14 protein-coding genes and 1 pseudogene are annotated in these 16,616 nt (G+C 71.8%); 3 read left to right on the forward strand and 12 right to left on the reverse strand.

From position 1 onward, the window contains the following. Positions 1-216 precede the first annotated feature (216 nt). Both ACFVT2_RS15035 and ACFVT2_RS15040 read right to left on the reverse strand, forming a co-directional pair. A complete protein-coding gene (locus ACFVT2_RS15035; protein WP_390017029.1) occupies positions 217-888 on the reverse strand; it encodes a response regulator in 672 nt (223 codons plus the stop codon). Between the two features lie 5 nt (positions 889-893). Further along, complete coding sequence (locus ACFVT2_RS15040; RefSeq protein ID WP_390017032.1) at positions 894-2,198, reverse strand: sensor histidine kinase; 1,305 nt, start codon at positions 2,196-2,198, stop codon at positions 894-896. 193 nt (positions 2,199-2,391) lie between these two features. On the opposite strand from ACFVT2_RS15040, the gene ACFVT2_RS15045 reads away from it, so the two are divergent. From ACFVT2_RS15045 to ACFVT2_RS15055, 3 genes and pseudogenes are all read left to right on the forward strand, one after another. Next, a complete protein-coding gene (locus tag ACFVT2_RS15045; RefSeq protein WP_390017035.1) occupies positions 2,392-2,949 on the forward strand; it encodes a heme-binding protein in 558 nt (185 codons plus the stop codon). A 123-nt stretch (positions 2,950-3,072) separates the two neighbouring features. Further along, positions 3,073-3,292 (forward strand): annotated as a pseudogene (locus ACFVT2_RS15050) (hypothetical protein); the annotation flags it as partial. Positions 3,293-3,375: 83 nt separating this feature from the next. Further along, positions 3,376-4,119 (forward strand): SDR family NAD(P)-dependent oxidoreductase, encoded by a 744-nt coding sequence (locus ACFVT2_RS15055; protein WP_390017038.1) that lies wholly within the window; start codon positions 3,376-3,378, stop codon positions 4,117-4,119. A 62-nt stretch (positions 4,120-4,181) separates the two neighbouring features. Here the strand turns inward: ACFVT2_RS15055 and ACFVT2_RS15060 are convergent, their stop codons facing one another. From ACFVT2_RS15060 to ACFVT2_RS15105, 10 genes are all read right to left on the reverse strand, one after another. Further along, entirely contained in the window at positions 4,182-6,182 is a 2,001-nt protein-coding gene (locus ACFVT2_RS15060) for a bifunctional serine/threonine-protein kinase/transporter substrate-binding domain-containing protein (RefSeq protein ID WP_390017041.1), read from the reverse strand. A 242-nt stretch (positions 6,183-6,424) separates the two neighbouring features. Further along, positions 6,425-7,498: a bile acid:sodium symporter family protein gene (locus ACFVT2_RS15065; RefSeq protein WP_390017043.1), complete on the reverse strand. Its 1,074-nt coding sequence runs from the start codon at positions 7,496-7,498 to the stop codon at positions 6,425-6,427. Between the two features lie 115 nt (positions 7,499-7,613). Beyond that, positions 7,614-8,477: an oxaloacetate decarboxylase gene (locus ACFVT2_RS15070; RefSeq protein ID WP_390017046.1), complete on the reverse strand. Its 864-nt coding sequence runs from the start codon at positions 8,475-8,477 to the stop codon at positions 7,614-7,616. Positions 8,478-9,074: 597 nt separating this feature from the next. Next, complete coding sequence (locus tag ACFVT2_RS15075) at positions 9,075-9,872, reverse strand: ABC transporter ATP-binding protein (RefSeq protein ID WP_390017049.1); 798 nt, start codon at positions 9,870-9,872, stop codon at positions 9,075-9,077. Further along, complete coding sequence (locus ACFVT2_RS15080) at positions 9,865-10,860, reverse strand: ABC transporter ATP-binding protein (protein ID WP_390017052.1); 996 nt, start codon at positions 10,858-10,860, stop codon at positions 9,865-9,867. The genes ACFVT2_RS15075 and ACFVT2_RS15080 overlap by 8 nt, the downstream gene beginning before the upstream one ends. Next, entirely contained in the window at positions 10,860-11,717 is an 858-nt protein-coding gene (locus tag ACFVT2_RS15085) for an ABC transporter permease (RefSeq protein WP_390017054.1), read from the reverse strand. The genes ACFVT2_RS15080 and ACFVT2_RS15085 overlap by 1 nt, the downstream gene beginning before the upstream one ends. Beyond that, positions 11,714-12,673 (reverse strand): ABC transporter permease, encoded by a 960-nt coding sequence (locus ACFVT2_RS15090; RefSeq protein WP_390017057.1) that lies wholly within the window; start codon positions 12,671-12,673, stop codon positions 11,714-11,716. Before ACFVT2_RS15090 ends, ACFVT2_RS15085 begins: the two co-directional genes overlap by 4 nt. Then, positions 12,670-14,325: an ABC transporter substrate-binding protein gene (locus ACFVT2_RS15095; RefSeq protein ID WP_390017060.1), complete on the reverse strand. Its 1,656-nt coding sequence runs from the start codon at positions 14,323-14,325 to the stop codon at positions 12,670-12,672. Before ACFVT2_RS15095 ends, ACFVT2_RS15090 begins: the two co-directional genes overlap by 4 nt. A 99-nt stretch (positions 14,326-14,424) precedes the next feature. Then, entirely contained in the window at positions 14,425-15,435 is a 1,011-nt protein-coding gene (locus ACFVT2_RS15100) for an agmatine/peptidylarginine deiminase (RefSeq protein ID WP_390017063.1), read from the reverse strand. A 374-nt stretch (positions 15,436-15,809) separates the two neighbouring features. Further along, positions 15,810-16,616 (reverse strand): amidohydrolase family protein (locus tag ACFVT2_RS15105; protein ID WP_390017065.1); only part of this gene is annotated, 807 nt, incomplete at its 5' end.

The raw sequence follows: 16,616 nt of genomic DNA on the forward strand, positions 1-16,616 counted from the left end.
CGTCCTCGGGCGGCAGGTCCCACATGTTGCGCTACTCGTCCGGCAGGGCGATGTGGAGGACTCACCCGGACCGTGCGTGGTTGCAGTCCTGGCCGCGGTGGCCCGATAGCTACGGACCGTAACGGATGCGCATCGCTCCCCGGATTTGCGCATTCGCCGCGCATCCTCAGCCGACATCGCGCATCAACTAGCGGATCCTGGACCGACCGTGCCGGTTCAGGGAATCAGCCGCTGCTCCTTGGCCGCCGCGACCGCGCCCGCGCGGGTCTCGACGCCGAGCTTGGCGTAGATGCGGACCAGGTGCGTCTTGACGGTGGCCTCGCTGATGAACAGGGCGCGGGCGATCTCGCGGTTGCCGAGGCCACGGGCGAGCTGGCCGAGGATGTCCAACTGCCGCTCGGTGAGCGCGGCATGGGGCTTCCGTACGCGTTCCATCACGCGGTTGGCCGCCAGCGCCGAGAGCACGGCCCGCCCCTCCGCGGCCGCGGCGATCGCGGCGAACAACTCCTCGGGCCGTTCGGCCTTGAGGAGGTAGCCGGTCGCGCCGACCTGGACGGCACGGGTGACGTCGGCGTCGGTGTCGTAGGTGGTGAGGACCAGAACGCGGGTGCCGGGTACCTCGGCGACGATACGGCGGGTGGCCTCGACCCCGTCGATGCCGGCGCCGAGGCTGAGGTCCATGAGCACCACGTCGGGCCGCTGCCGGGCGGCGACGGCCAGTGCCTCCTCGCCGGTGGCCGCCTCGCCGACGACCTCGATGCCCGGGTCGGCGGAGAGCAGGGCGCGCAGACCGGCCCGGACCACGGCGTGGTCGTCGCACAGCAGCAGGCGCACCCGCCGGCCGGGCGCGGCGCCGGAGCCGTCGGGGGAGTGGGGTGTACGGGACATGCGGGTCACTCCTCGTCCGGGTCGGTGGCCGGACCGCTCGCCCGGAGCGGAACCGCCGCGGAGACGACAGTCCCCTCCCCGGGATGGGACTCGATGGTCAGTGTGCCGGCCAGCTGCCGCAACCGGACCTCCATGGCGCGCAGCCCGTGGCCGCGATGTGGCGCCGCCCCCGGTGCGTTCTCCTGGCCCGGGGTGAAGCCGCAGCCGTTGTCGGCGATGTCGAGGACCACGTCCTCGTCGAGGTAACTGAGGGTCAGGACGGTATCGCTGGCGTGTGCGTGCTCGCGGACGTTGGCGACGGCGCCCTGGGCCACCCGGAGCAGACCCGCCTCGACGGCCGGTGGCAGGGGAACGGGGTCGCCGTCGATCCGGAAGTGCACGGCCGGGCCCCCGGCCGGCGACTCCGTCGCGGCTCCCGCGGTGGCCGTGCCGGCGGCGGTCTCGCGCCGGGCCAGCGCGCGCAGGGCCTCGGGCAGTCCGCCCCCGCCGGAGAGGTCGGCGGGCGCCAGGTCATGGACGAACCGGCGCGCCTCGACGAGGTTGCGTTCCGCGATGGCGGAGGCGGTGGCCATGTGTTGGTGGGCCGCGTCGGGGTCCGCGTCCCAGAGCCGCTCGGCGGCCTGGAGCAGCATCCGCTGGCTCGACAGTGCCTGGGCGAGCGTGTCGTGGATCTCCATCGACAGCCGCTCGCGCTCGGCCAGCATGCCCGCCCGCCGCTGGCTGGAGGCCAGGACCCGGCGGGTCCGCACCAGGTCCTCGATCAGGGAGTGTTGCCGTGCCGACTGCCGCTGCATATGCGTGAACACCGTCGCGGCCAGGCCGGCGACCACCGGCGGCACGACGATCAGCAGGGGATCGGGACCGTTGATCCGCACCTGCGCGACCACCACCAGCACCGTCAGCACGGTGATCAACGCCAGTGCGGCCCGCGCCGGGAGCAGCTGCAACGCCGTGTAGACGATCGCCACCGCGCTCCAGGCGAAGCTCGGCGCCTGGAGCACCAGGGCCGCCCAGCCCAGGACGAAGACCCCGAGCCAGACCCGCCGCCACCGCGGCGCGATCGCACCGTCCGCGGCCGGCCGCGCCACGTACGCCACCGCCAGGAGTGTGGTGAGCGCGATCACCCACCACGTGCCGGGGGCACCGGGATGATGGGTCAGGAAACGGGCCATCGCGGCGATCAGCAGCAGGACGAACGAGGCCGAGATCACCGCCTCCATCCTGCGGCCGGCCGGACCGACGGCGGGGTCCGTCCGCGGTACGCCGTCCGCCGCCCGGGTCCGGCCACCGCTCACGTGCTTCACGTCCATCCTTGATTCGTAGCCTGGTTTCCGGCCCCCGCCCGTCAACCGATCGGTTGACACCGACGTCATCCATCATGCTCCGCGACGCCATCCGCTCCGAGGACCGCTGCCCGCCCGGAGCCGCCAAGGATGGAAGCACCGCAACCGCTGCGGACCACGGGGCCACCCGGCCCCCGGTCGACGAAGAGGAGCACATCCCATGCAGATGCCGTCCACCCGTACCCGGATCATCGCCGGCGCGGCCGTGCTGGCCGCCGTCGGGGTGACCGCCGTCGGCGCGGTCGCCGTCGCGGCCCCGGACGACGCCAGCCGCAGTGGTGCGGCCACGGCAGCCCAGGCGCAGACCCAGAACGTCGTCGCCACCGACCACCTGACCGTCGCCGCGGCGGCCAAGGCGGCCCAGGCCGCGCTTTCCGCAGCGGAGAAGGCCAACCAGCACGTGTCGGTGTCCGTGGTCGACCGCAACGGAAACACCATCGTCACGCTGCGCGGCGACGGCGCCGGCCCGCAGTCTTACAAGGCGGCGGAGGAGAAGGCGTTCACCTCGGTGTCCTGGAACGCGCCCACCTCGGCCCTGGTCAAGCGTCTGGAGCAGGCACCGACCCTGAAGGACATTCCGGGCACGCTGTTCCTCGCCGGCGGCGCCCCCGTCCAGGCCAAGGGCGCCCCGATCGCGGGCATCGGTGTCGCGGGCGCGCCCAGCGGTGACCTGGACGAGCAGTTCGCCCAGGCCGGCGTCGCCGCCCTCAACGGCTGACCCGAACCCGCCGACCGGCGGGCCGACGGTGTCGACGCAGCCTCCACGGCACCCCCGATATCCTGGGCTTTCCTCCTCAGCGCCCCCGACTTCGGGTGCATCCCACCAGAAGGGAAGCCGCCCGTGGAGTTCCGGCTGCTCGGCACCGTCTCCGTCGACACGCTCTCGGACCGCTGCTGCTCGGCCCCGCCAAACGCCGCAGTCTGCTCGCCGCACTGCTGCTCTCCGCCAACACCCGGTCTCCGTGACACGGTTGACGGACTGCCTGTGGGACGACGTGCCACCGCTGCACGCCCGCAACGTCATCCTGGGGCACGTCTCCCAGCTCCGCGTCCTCCTCGTCCTTCCGTGGAACGGTGTGGCGTGCAAGGGTGTCGAGCAAGATCGTCGCGGCCGTCGCGCCGCCCGCACCCTGGAGGACGCCCGATGAAGGGGAACCGGACCGTACTGGTGACGGGAGCCGCTCGCGGCATCGGCCGCGCGATCGCCACGGCCTTCGCCGCCGACGGCGACCGGGTCGCCCTGCACTACGCCTCCCGCCGGGAGGCCGCCGAGGACGCCCTGCACGCCCTGGAGGGCAGCGGCCACGTCCTGGTGCAGGGAGACATCAGCACCCCGGACGGTGCGGCCGCGGTGGTCGCCGCGGCCGTCGACGCGCTCGGCCCGCTCGACGTGCTGGTCAACAACGCGGCGGCGAACGTCGAGCACCCGCTGGACCGCACCTCCTTCGAGGACTGGCAGGACGCCTGGCGGCGCGTCGTCGACGTGAACCTGCTGGGCACGGCCCACGTCACCTACTGCGCGGCCCGCAACATGATCGACCACGGGATCAGGGGCCGGATCGTCAACATCGGTTCCCGCGGCGCCTTCAAGGGCGAGCCCGACCATCCCGCCTACGGGGCGACGAAGGCCGCCGTGCACGCACTGGGCCAGTCTCTCGCCGTCTCCCTCGCCCCCCACGGCATCGCGGTCGCCTCCGTCGCCCCCGGCTTCGTCGCCACCGAACGGGTCACCGACCGGATCACCGAGACCGTCGAGCAGCAGAGCCCGTTCGGACGGGTCGCCGCGCCCGAGGAGATCGCCGCCGCCGTTATGTACCTCGCCTCACCGGAGGCGGGCTGGTCCTCGGGCGCCGTGCTCGATGTCAACGGGGCGTCTTACCTGCGGTGAATCCGTCGGGCTGCTGCCCCTGACCGGGGCCGGGCGCCGCCGCTGCCCGGCCCCGTGTCGTCCTACCGGCCCCCGTTGACGACCGCGCGCTCCACCGCTCCGCCCTCGACGGACCACTTCTTGAGGATCTTCGCGTACTCGCCGCTCTTGATGAGGTGGTCGAGGGCCTGCCGCATGGCGTCGCGCAGGGCCGGGTTGGTCTTGGCGACCGCAATGCCGAGGGGCTGCGGGTCGATCGGTACGCCGATGAGTGCGAGGGCGCCGCCGCTTGCACCGGTCGCCACGGTGTAGGCCGCGACCGGGAAGTCGTCGAGGCAGGCCACGGACCGGTTCTGGGCGACGTCGTCGTAGACCTCGGCCGGTGAGTCGAAGGTGTGGACCTGCACCTGCGCGGGGACCTTCCGGTTCAGCTCGTCGAGGTAGCTCTGGGCCGCCGTGCCGCGCTGGACGGCGACCGGCTTGCCGGACAGGTCCTCGGGCTTCTTGACGCCCTCCGGGTTGCCCTTGCGGACGACGACCGTCAGCCCGGACCTGAAGTAGTCGATCAGGTCGACGCCGCCGACGGCCTTCCCGGCGCCCGCGCGTCCGTCCTGCCGGTCCTTGGTATCGGTCAGCGCCGACATGACCAGGTCGAAGCGGCTCGCGTTCAGTCCGGTGAGGAGGGTGTCGAAGGTGGCGTTCCGGAACTCGCAGCGCACCCCCAGCGCATGGCCGAGGGCGTCCGCGAGATCGACGTCGAGACCGGCGGGCGCGCCTGCCTTGAGGAACTCCATCGGCGGGTAGACGAGGTCCGAGCCGATGGTGACGATGCCCTTGTCGCGTATCGCCTGCGGCAACAGGGTGGACGGCTTCGTGCTGCTGCTGGGCCCGGCGCCGGCGGTCGTGCCGCCGCCGGGGCCGTTCCCACCGTCCGGCCACAGCGTCCAGGCGAGCGCCCCGCCGCCGGCCACGACCCCGACGGCGGACAGGGCGGCGAGCACCCGGCGCCGACTCGGTCCCGGGGACGCGGGCTGCCCGGGTGGGGGCGGTGGCGCGGTGGCGAGGTCGGAGTGGTACGGGCCCTGGGGCGGAGCGGTGGGCAGCGGGGGCGCCGGGCTGCTCGCCATCGTGCGGGTCTGCAGTCCGTCGAAGGCGACGTTGGCGGGTCCCTCGGTCGGGGGTTGCAGCACAGCCTCCCCGGACCTGGGGTCGCCGAGCCGTGTGGACAGTTGGCGTAGTTGCCTGGCGAGGGGCTCCGGCAGCCAGTCGTCGTACGGGCCGGGGGCGCCCATCCGCGCCACGAGGTCGGGCAGGGTGGGCCGCCGCACCGGATCCTTCGCCAGACAGGAACCGGCCAACTCCGTGAGGCCGTCCGGGAGTTCGCCGAACTGTGGCTCCTCGTGCACGGTGCGGTACATCAGGATCTGCGGTTCGGCGTTCCCGTACGGGCCGTCGCCGGTCACCGCGAAGACGATCACTCCGCCGAGCGCGAAGATGTCCGCCGCCCCCGTGATCCGGGCGCCCGTCATGGCGAGTTGTTCGGGGGCCATGAACCCCGGGGTGCCGAGGGCGGTGCCGGTCATCGTCAGGGCGGTGTCCGCGGCGGAGTGCGCGATGCCGAAGTCGATGACGCGCGGGCCGGTGGCGGTGAGCAGGATGTTGGAGGGCTTGAGGTCGCGGTGCACCAGGCCGTGCGCATGCACCGCCGTCAGCGCGTGCAGCAATCCGGTCGTCAGCAGCCGCACCGTCCGTGCGGGCAGCGGCCCGTGGTCGTGCACCGCGGCGCTCAGCGGCACACCCGGCACGTACTCGGTCGCCATCCACGGCACTTCGTCGTGCGGCGCGGCCTCGACCACCGGCGCCACGAACGGCCCGCCCACCCGCTGGGCCGCGGCCACCTCACGGGCGAAGCGGGTGCGGAAGCCGCGGTCGTCGGCGAGTTCGGAGCGCGCGGTCTTCACCGCCACCGTCCGCCCGTCGGTCGCGCGGCCGAGGTAGACCCGCCCCATGCCGCCGCCGCCGAGCAGCCCGATCACCCGGAACGGTCCGATCTGCCGTGGATCGTTCTTCGCCAGCGGTTCCACCCGTACCCCCACCCGTGCCTGCGGTTGAGTACCGCAGTATTCCGTACGCCCCACCCGCGCGCCGGCGCAGGCCGCGGGTGGGGCGTGCAACAGCCCCGATCGCTACGTGTGATGGGGGACGGGTTCGGGTCCGGGGTCGGGGTCGGGTCTGTGTCTGTGTCTGTGTTCGTGTCTGGGCCTAAGCCCATACCAATGTCTTTGTCTGCACCCGCACCTGCACCTGCGTCTGTGCGGGGCCGCGCCTATCTCGTTGTGCCGGGGATGCCACGCTCAGGCTGCCCGGCAGGGGCAGGGGTTGGAGGCTCGGTGGGCGGGGCGGTCGACGGGGCTGGCCAGCGACGGGCGAGGTAGGCGCAGAGCACGAGTTGGAGGGTGTGGTAGAGCATCAGGGGCAGGACCGTGATCCCGATCCGGTCCGGTGGGAACAGCACGGTGGCCATCGGCAACCCGCTGGCCAGGCTCTTGTTGGAACCGCAGAAGACGGCCGTGATCCGGTCGGCGCGCGAAAGTCCGATCAGGCGGGCGGTGCCGTGGGCGGCGGACAGGGCGAGGGCCAACAGCAGTGCGCAGACCCCGGCCAGGAGCAGCAGCCGGAGGGGCGGGATGCGGTGCCAGATCCCGGCGGTCATGCCGTGGCTGAACGCCGAGTAGACCACGAGCAGGATCGAACCGCGGTCGCAGAGGGTGGTCAGGGCCCGGTGCCGGCCCAACCAGTCGGCGATCCAACGCCGCAATGCCTGTCCGGCCAGGAAGGGCAACAGGAGTTGGACCGCGATGTCGGTGAGTTGGGACGGGGTGATGGGGACGTCGTCGGGCCCGGCACCGGTCTGCCGCAGCAAGGCGACCGCCAGCAGCGGGGTGAGCAGCACGCCGAGGACGGTGGAGAACGACGCCGCGCAGATGGCCGCAGCCACGTTGCCGCGCGCCATGGAGGTGAAGGCGATGGCGGACTGGACGGTGGAGGGCAGCACGGTCAGGAAGAGGACACCGGCGGCCAGTTCGGGGCTGAGCAGGCCGGGCGGCAGCAGCCCGACCGCCAGGCCCGCCGCCGGGAAGGCGACGAACGTGAGGGCGAGGACGGGGAGGTGCAGTCGCCAGTGCCGTACGCCGTCGAGGGCTGCCTGAGGGGAGAGTCGGGCACCGTAGAGGAAGAAGAGCAGTCCGACCGCCAGGCGGGCGGTGAACGAGACGCCGTCGGCGGCGGCCCCGTCGGCCGGGGCGAGTGCGGCCAGGCCGATGACGCCGAACAGCGCGACGATGTACCAGTCGACGCGGCGCAGCACCCGGCGCGCGGTGCCGGGGGAGTGGTGCGGCACGGATTCCTCCGGAGGGAGGGGGCGGGGGAGATGTGCGGGGGAGGGCAGGGGCCGCGCCGTGCGGCCGCCGCCGGGGTTGGCGGCGCGGCCCCTGCGCAGGTGGGGAAGCCGGGCGTCAGCGCGCGGCGTCGACCGGGACGCGGTCGTGGTGGCGGCTGATGTTCTGCTCCAGCAGTGCCAGGCACTCGGTGACGCCCACGGCGTCGGGGGTGTGCTCCGGCAGGCGGCCGTCAGCCCGTTTCAGGTCGCCCAGTGCACGGTCGATGGCGGTCTGGGCGGCGAAGAGGCAGGGTGTGCTGTAGATGGCGACGTCGACACCGAGTTGGTGCAGCTCGGTCAGTGAGAGTCGGGGCGACTTGCCGCCCGCGATCTGGTTGAACAGCAGCGGCTTGTCGTCGATGACGCGGCGCACCTTGTGGATCCAGTCGACGCTGCGCACGCCGTCCACCAGGATCACATCGGCGTCGGTCGCGGCCAGTGCCTTGGCGCGGCGCAGGATCTCCTCTTCCTCGGTGGCGTCGGTGCGGGCGACGACGACCAGGTCCCGGCGCGACCGGAGGACCAGGTCGAGTTTGGCGAGGTACTCCTCCAGCGGTAGGACCTGCTTGCCGTCGACGTGGCCGCAGCGCCGGGGACGTTGCTGGTCCTCCAGGATGACGCCGGAGGCGCCGATGGACTCCAACTGCTGGACGACGTGGCACGCGGTCTCCGGGTCGACGTAGCCGTCGTCGATGTCCACGAGCAGGTGCTGCTGGGGGAAGGCCAGCCGGAGCCGCTGCACGAAGGCGACGATGTCGGGCCAGGCGATGAACCCGATGTCCGGCAGGCCGTAGTGGGACGCCGCGAAGCCGAAGCCGGAGACGAACATCCCGTCGTAGTGGCGCGCCGCCAGGGACGCGGAGAACATGTCGAAGACGCCGATCAGCGGGGTGGTGCCGGCCGCCTGTATCGCGGCTCTTAATCGGTCGGGGTGGTTCACGGTACCCTCCGATGCGTGGTCGCGTGGACTGCGCGTCGTGGCCGACCGGTTGCCCGCCAGAGCTGGTGGTCGGTGCGACGCGTCACGGGCCAAGCAAACCGGGGGCACGCTTGAGTGGCGTGCCCCCGGTTTTGTCATGCGTGTGCTGGCCCGTGCGGAGTGCGGTTGTCGCCCTCCGCATCAGTAGGTTAGGAAAAGGATTGGTCATGTGACAACCATGAGTTGGTAATGACGGGTGGTGGGCGTCGCTTTTGAGCCGTTCGCGGGCGGCGGGTGCGGGCCTGTGCGGCGCGTGCAGCGGGTACGACGATGGCGGCACAGCCACTCCGCACACGACCTACCAACGCCTCGTCCAGGCACGGCCGGTGCACGACGACGGACATCCACCGCGCATGAACTGGCTTGATGGGAATCCCGGGAAGACCCACCACGGATGCTCGGCGCCCCGCGGCCCGCGCACGTGAGCGGAACGAACAAGGCGAACGGAACGCCCGGCACGCCATGGCCCGCCGGGCCAGCGCGCACCCCCGTCAGCAGACCGATTCCGTTGGGGCAACAGTCGACGCGGACCCGAGGCGGTAATGGGGGGCAGGGGGATTACTGGTTTCGCCGGGCCGTGGCGATGGCGTGGGGATCCCATCCCGGACGGGGGACGGAGTCCAGCAGCAGCTGGGTGTAGCGGTGTTGGGGTGCGCTGAGGACATCGGCGGTGCTGCCGGATTCGACGATCCGTCCTCGGCGCATGACGGCGACGTCGTCCGTGACGCAGCGCACCACCCCGAGGTCATGGGTGATGAACAGGTAGCTGATGCCGGTCTGTTCGCGGATGTCGGCGAGCAGGTTGAGGATCTGTGCCTGTACCGAGACGTCGAGTGCGGCGACGGCCTCGTCCAGGACGAGGACGGCAGGCTCCACCGCCAGGGCCCGGGCGATGGCGACCCGTTGCCGCTGGCCTCCCGAGAGCTGGCGGGGCAGTGCGCCCGCGGCGCGGGTGCCGAGGCCGACCTGGTCGAGCAGCTCGGCCAGACGGCGGGAAGGGTCGGCCCGGGGAAAGTGGAGCCGCAGGGTCTCCCGCAACGCCGCGTCCACGCTGACTCTGGGATCGAGGGAGAGGTAGGGGTCCTGGAAGACCATCTGCACTTCGCGGGCGCGCGCCAGCCGGGCGGCCCGTCCGTGGGCCCGGCCGTCGCGCGCCTGGCCGCGCACCACGACCCGGCCGGTGTCCGGGCGTTCCAGTCCCACGACGATCCGGGCGGTGGTCGTCTTGCCCGAGCCGGATGCCCCCACGATGCCGAGCGATCCGCCGGTGGGGAGGGTGAACGACACGTCGTCCACCGCGCGGACGGTGCCGTACGAGCGGGAGAGTCCGGTGACCTCCAGCGCGGGCTCAGTCATGGTCGGCGCTCCCTTCGAGCCGGTCGCTGTGGTGGCAGGCGACGGAGTGGGCGGATGTGCCCGGCACCGGGCGCTCGCCGGGTTCGTGCTCGGCGCAGCGGTCGGTCGCGAACGCGCAGCGCGGCGCGAACGGACAGCCGGTCAACTCCTCATGCAGACCGGGTGGTTGGCCCTCGATGGCGGCCAGCCGTCCGTGCGGTGCGTCGAGCCGCGGGGTGGCGGCCAGGAGTGCGGTCGAGTACGGGTGCCGCGGCCGGGCGAACAGGGCATCGGCTGGGCCGGACTCGACGATCCGGCCGGCGTACATGACGCACACCCGGTCGCTGATGGCCGCCGCCAGGCCCAGGTCGTGGGTGACGAAGAGCAGCCCGGTGCCGAAACGTGCGCGCAGGTCCGCGAGCAGGGCGACGACCTCGGCCTGGCTGGTGACGTCGAGGGCGGTGGTGGCCTCGTCGGCCAGGAGCAGGGCGGGTTCGCCCATCAACGCCGCCGCGATCATGACGCGTTGGAGCATGCCGCCGGAGACCTGGTGCGGGTGGCGGCGCAGTATCGCGGGAGTGAGCCCGACGGCTTCGAGCATCTCGCCGGCGCGTCGGTCCGCCTCGGCCGCCGGCATTTTGCTGTTCAGGCGCAGGCTCTCGGTGAGGAAGTCGCCGATGCGGCGCAGTGGGTTGATGGCCGCCCGGGGGTCCTGGAAGATCATTGCCGCGGTGCCGGTGCGCAGCGCACGAAGCTGCTGGGACGTCATGGTGAGGACGTCCGCGCCGGCGACCTCGATGCGGCCTTCGGCGGTGGCGCCGCGGGGCAGCAGGCGCAGGACGCTGCGTGAGGTGAGGGTCTTGCCGGAGCCGGACTCGCCGACCAGGGCGACGGTCTCACCGGCGGCGACGGTGAGGTCCACGCCGTCCAGCACCGGTCGGGCGGTACGGGGCAGCCGCAGTCGCAGACCTCGGATGTCGAGCACGGGAGGGGTGTCGGGGGCGTTCATCAGCGGTCCCTCCTGGCGACCCGGTCGGCCCAGCGTTCACCGACGACGTTGAAGGCGACGACCGTCAGCACGATCGCGGCGCAGGGCAGGATCGCGGACAGGGGATAGCCCTGTTGGACGGCGGTCTGGCCGTCGAAGACCATCCGGCCCCAGTCGGGGGTGAGTGCCGGGACGCCCAGGCCGAGGAAGGAGAGGCCGGCCAGGTCGATGAGGGCGTAGCCGAAGTTGACGGTGGACTGGGCGAGGACGACGGGGGCGACGTTCGGCAGGACGTGTCGCAGACACACCTGGATGCCCGAGTGCCCCTGCACCAAGTAGGCGTTGACATATGGGCGTTCGCGTTCCGCGAGGACCAGGGACCGGGTGAGCCTGCTGACGTACGGGAGGTAGGCGACGGCGAGGGCGATGACGGGCGCCATGAGTCCTTCGCCGTACACGGAGACGATCAGGATCGCGAGCAGCATTCCGGGGAAGGCGAAGACCAGTTCCGTACTGCGGGAGAGGACCGAGTCCAGCCAGCCGCCCCGCCAGGCCGCGGTCGCGCCGACGACGACGCCCGTCAGTGTCGAGAAGGCGACCACCCCGAGCGGGCCCAGGAGTGAGGTTCGGGCGCCGATCAGCAGGCGGGAGAGGGTGTCGCGGCCGGAGGCGTCGATGCCGAACGGGTGGGCGGCCGACGGTCCGGCGAGCGCGTCCCCGAGGTCCACCGCGTTGGGGTCGGCCGGGACGAGCCAGGGGGCGAGCAGCGCCGCCAGTACCAGCAGGGCGACGCATCCGAGGCAGAGCAGGTACAGCGGCGCGCCCGCGGTGCGGATCCGGGCCAACCCGGGTCTGCGCAGGGGGAGGACAGTGGTCATCCGGCCGACCTCCCGGGGCCGTGGGCGACGCGGGGGTCGACCAGCGGATGGAGCAGGTCGACCACGAGGTTCACCGCCATGAACAGTCCGACCATGATCAGGGAGATGGCCTGCACCGTGGGGAAGTCCTTTGTGGTGATGGACAGTTCGAGGAGTTGCCCGATGCCGCCGACACCGAACGCCGACTCGACCAGGACGGTGCACACCAGCAGGGTGGAGACGATCAGGCCACCGGTGGTGAGCACCGTGCCCAGCGCGTTGCGGAACACATGACGCCCGATGACCTTGCGCTTCGGCACGCCGCGGCTGAGCGCCACGGTGACGTGTTCCTGGCCGAGGACGTCGAGCATGGCGCTGCGGCTGACGCGGGCCAGCATGCCGATCAGGTACAGCGCGAGGGCGACCGCGGGCAGGGTCAGGTGCCAGAGCATCTGCCCGAGGCCGTCTCCGGTGCCGCCGGCGGGGAACCAGTGCAGTCGCAGTGCGAACAGGCCCTGGAGCAGGACCGCGGCGACGAAGGACGGGGTGCCCACGGCGAGCGTGGTGGTGAGCAGGATCGTGGAGTCCACGGCGCCACCGCGCACCGCGCCGATCCGGCCCAGTGTGAGGCCCACGACCAGCACCAGGAGCAGCGCCATGGCGACCAGGAGCAGGGTGGCGGGCAGCCGGTCCGCGAGGAGCCGGGACACGTCGGTGCGGTAGGTGATCGAACGGCCGAAGTCGCCGTGCAGCAACTGGCCGAGCCAGCGGAAGTACCGGACGGCGAAGGGGGCGTCGAGGTGGTACTGCGCGTTGATGGCTCGGAGGGCCGCCGGGGACGGGGACCGTCCGGACAGGAGGAAGCTCGCCGGACTGCCGGGTGCCAGATACATCGCGCCGAAGATCACGAACGAGGCGCCGAGCAGCGTGGCGGCCATCTCCACCAGCCGCCGTAGGACGAATCTCAGAACGTTCATCGGGCGGCCCCGACGTCGGCGGCCCAGGGGTAGTACAGGTAGGAAATGGTGGTGGGCGCTCCGGTGATCCGCTTGTTGAGGAACACGGCGGTGGGCCACTCGGCGACGGGGATCCACAGGACCTGTGCGGCCGCCTTCTGCTGGAGCCTGGCCTCGATGCTCAGCCGCCGGGCCGGGTCGTCGGTGGCCCGGGCCTGGTCGACCAGGGCGTCGTAGGCGCGGTCGTGGTAGCCGGCGTAGTTCTGGTAGGCGCCGGTCCGGAAGTTGCTCAGCAGGTCCAACGGATCGGTGATGGAGTCGTAGTACGTCTCCGGGAACATGTCGATCCCCTGGCGCGCCGTGGGATCGGTGAACAGCGCGGTGAACGCGTTGGGGGCGATGGTCTTCAGCCGGACGTGGAGTCCGATCCGGGTGCCGGCCGCCTGTACCGCGGTGGCCAGCAGCGATACGTCCTGGCCGATGGAGCTGGTGGCGATGGTGACCGTCTTGCCGGTGGCACCCGCCTCGTGGACGAGCTTCCTGGCCCCGTCCAGGTTCCGCGCGGTGGGCGGCAGTCCGTCGAAGGCGGCGCGGCGGACCGCTTCGGGGGCGGCGGACCAGGCGGCCTTGGTGGTGAGCGAGCCGGTGGCGGCTCCCGCCCCGCTCAACCCGGTCTTGACGAAGCCCCGTCGGTCCAGGGCCAGGGACAGTGCGCGGCGGACCCGGACGTCGCCGAGCGGACCGCGCATGTTCGTGATGTTGACGTTGACGGTGCTCAGCCCCTCGCCGAAGAAGAGGGTCCCGACACCGCTGGAACGCAGCGCGGCGTAGCTCTCGGTGGGGATGAGGTATCCACCGTCCACCTCACCACCGAGCATCGCCTTGGTCCGTGCGGAGGAGTCGGGGAGGAAGCGGAACACCACTTTCGCCGACTTGGCCCTGGTTCCCCAGTAGCCGTCGAAGCGGCGCAGTTCGACGGACTGGCCCTTGTTCCAGGCCCCGAGCCGGAAGGGACCGGTGCAGTCCAGACTGCCGGAGGTGCCGTAGTTCTGCCCCGCCGCCCGTACACCGGACCGGCTCGCCACCACCCCGGCCGTGGTCGCCATGTACTGGGGGAACTGCGAGTCGGGCCGCTTGAGCTTCACGGTCACCTGGAGCGGGCCGGTCTTGGTGAGGGCGGCGACGTTCTTGAAGACCGATGCCCACGCCGACCCGTTGGCCGGGTTCATCTGCCGGCCCAGGCTGAACACCACGTCGTCGGCGCTCAGCACGCCGCCCTCATGGAAGCGCACACCCGGCCGAAGGTCGTAGACCCAGGTCAGCGGGTCGGGATGGGTGGCCTTCCGAGCCAGGCCCGGGGCCACGGTCAGCCGGGGCGTCCACCGCATCAGGCTCTCGCAGACATTGGAGAGGATCATGTTCTGCGGGTAGTCGAAGGCGGAGAGGAAGTCGAGCGTGGACGGTTCCGCATAGAGCGCCCAGCTGAACGAGTCGATCTCGCCTTTGGCGGCAGGGGTGTTCGCGGACAGGCGGAAGTCCGTTCGCGCGCCGGACGCCCCGGCATCGGGCGGTCCCGCACACGCGGACATCACCAGGAGGGCGGACAGGCCCCCGGCCGCGAGGGCACGCCGACGGGTGCGGCGCCTCCCCGGCCGGGGTGGTGGTGTGGGCATGGCTGTGGTTCCTCTCCGTACACGGCGGGACGGGGCTGACGGGCGGGCGACCCGGGGCCGTCCGGACGACGGACAGCCCCGGGACCGGCGGGGGAGTGCTTACGTCGCGGGAGCCACGGCGGGAACCTGCTGGGTGATGCAGTGGACCCCACCCCCACCGTGGGCGATCACGCGGGTCGGTACGCCCACCACCTTGCGGCCGGGGCAGGCCGCGGCGATGACGGCCAGCGCCTCCGCGTCCTGCGGCAGACCGGCGACCGGGACGACGACGCCCCCGTTGGCCAGATAGAAGTTGAGGTACCCGACCTCGACCGGCGCACCGGCGACCTCGACGAACGCGCTCTGCGGAAGGTCGACGATCTCCAGACGGCGTCCGCGGGCGTCAGTGCCGGCTTCCAACACCGCGCGGTTGGCCCGCATCCGCGCGTAGTCGGGATGCGCGGGGTCACCAGGCACCTGCACCACGACCTTGCCCGGGGCGACGAACGCGCAGACACCGTCCACGTGCCCGTCGGTCTCGGTGTCCAGCAGGCCGCCGTACGGCAGCCAGATGACCTTGGTGACACCGAGTCGGGCCGTCAACTCGGCCTCGATCTCCGCCCGGTCCATCCCCGGATTGCGGTTCGGGTGGAGCAGGCACTGTTCGGTGGTGATGAGCGTGCCCTCGCCGTCCACGGTGATCGCACCACCCTCCAGAATCATGTCGGAGCGCACGGCCCGCTCGCCGAGCAGGCCGAGCAGCAGGCCGCTGACCCGGTCGTCGGCGTCGAACGGGTGGTGCTTGCCGCCCCAGGCGTTGAACCGGAAGTCGACTCCGGCCCGCCGGCCGTCGGGGTCGAGCACGAAGATCGGTGCGGAGTCGCGGAACCACGAGTCGTCCAGGGGCAGTTCGATCACCTCGATGCCCTCTCCGCACCGTGCGCGGGCCTCGTCACTGTGGCCGGGCGGCGCCACCATGGTCACCGGCTCGAACTCCGCGATGGCACGCGCCACGTCCGCGTACTCCTGCTTGGCGGTCTCCAACACGGTGCCCCACAGGTCGTGCCGTGTCGGCCAGGCCATCAGACAGCGTTCGTGCTCGGTCCATTCGGCGGGCATGCGGAAGCTCATGGGAACTCTCTTCTCCGGTCTTTTCCGGGGGCTGAGGGGAGGGGGTGGGCCGTGTGCAGGACGCGGCGGGTGCCGAGGCGGCAGAGGCGAGGGGATGGCCGTAGACCGGCCGGTATGCGGAGGTCCAGCAGAGGCTGGACCTCCGATGTGCCGGAATCCTGCCCCGAACTGAAAATTCAGTCAAGGAGCCGGGGTGATGAATCCTCCGCGTGCCCACCGGCGGCGGAACCAGAGCACGAGCCGCTGCGCGAGCCACTGCGCGAAGGAGAGCTCGCGGAAATCCGGGCATGCCGGAACGGCCCCAGGCAGAGTGCGTTGCGGCCGCGAGACCTCTCCCGCGCACTGCTCTGCCTGGGGACTCCGGCCGGTGCCGCCTACAGGAAGTACAGCCGGCTGAGCGGCACTTCCTGGATCGGCTCCGAGCGGATCGGCTCCCCGTCCAGCGTCACCAGTCCACTGTTCGCGTCGACCTGCACCTCACCCAGGCGCGCGTTGTTCACCAGATCGGCAGGGCCGATACCCCGGGTGCCGCGCACGGCCACCCTGCGGCGCCGGGTCGCCAGCGCGTCGTACGGCCTGCCGAACGTACTGGACTCGGCGGCGGCTCGGCTGACGAACGCCACCGACAGGTCGGCCGCCGTCGCGCCGTGCGCCCCGAACTGCGGCCCGAGCACGAGGGGTTCACAGCGGTCATTGGCGGCGTTGGGGTCGCCGGTGACGCCGTAGGCGGGGAAGCCGGACTTGAGTACCAGCTGGGGTTTGGCGCCGAAGAACTGTGGCTTCCACAGGACGATGTCGGCCATCTTGCCGACCTCGATCGATCCGATCTCGTGGGAGAGGCCGTGGGCGATGGCGGGGTTGATGGTGAGTTTGGCGATGTAGCGGAGCACCCGGGCGTTGTCGTCGTGGGTGCCGTCGCCTTCCATCGGGCCGAGTTCGGCCTTCATCTTGCCGGCCATGGCGAAGGTGCGTCGGACGGTTTCGCCGGCCCGGCCCATGCCCTGGGCGTCGGAGGAGGTGATGCCGATCGCGCCGAGGTCGTGCAGTACGTCCTCGGCGCCCATCGTGCCGGCCCGGATGCGGTCGCGGGCCATCGCGGCGTCGCCGGGCAGGTCCGTTTTGAGGTCGTGGACGGAGACGATCATGCCGTAGTGCTCGGCGACCGCGTCCCGCCCGAAGGG

Origin of the sequence: Streptomyces sp. NPDC058000 (assembly GCF_042886435.1) — a bacterium.
Taxonomy (GTDB): domain Bacteria; phylum Actinomycetota; class Actinomycetes; order Streptomycetales; family Streptomycetaceae; genus Streptomyces.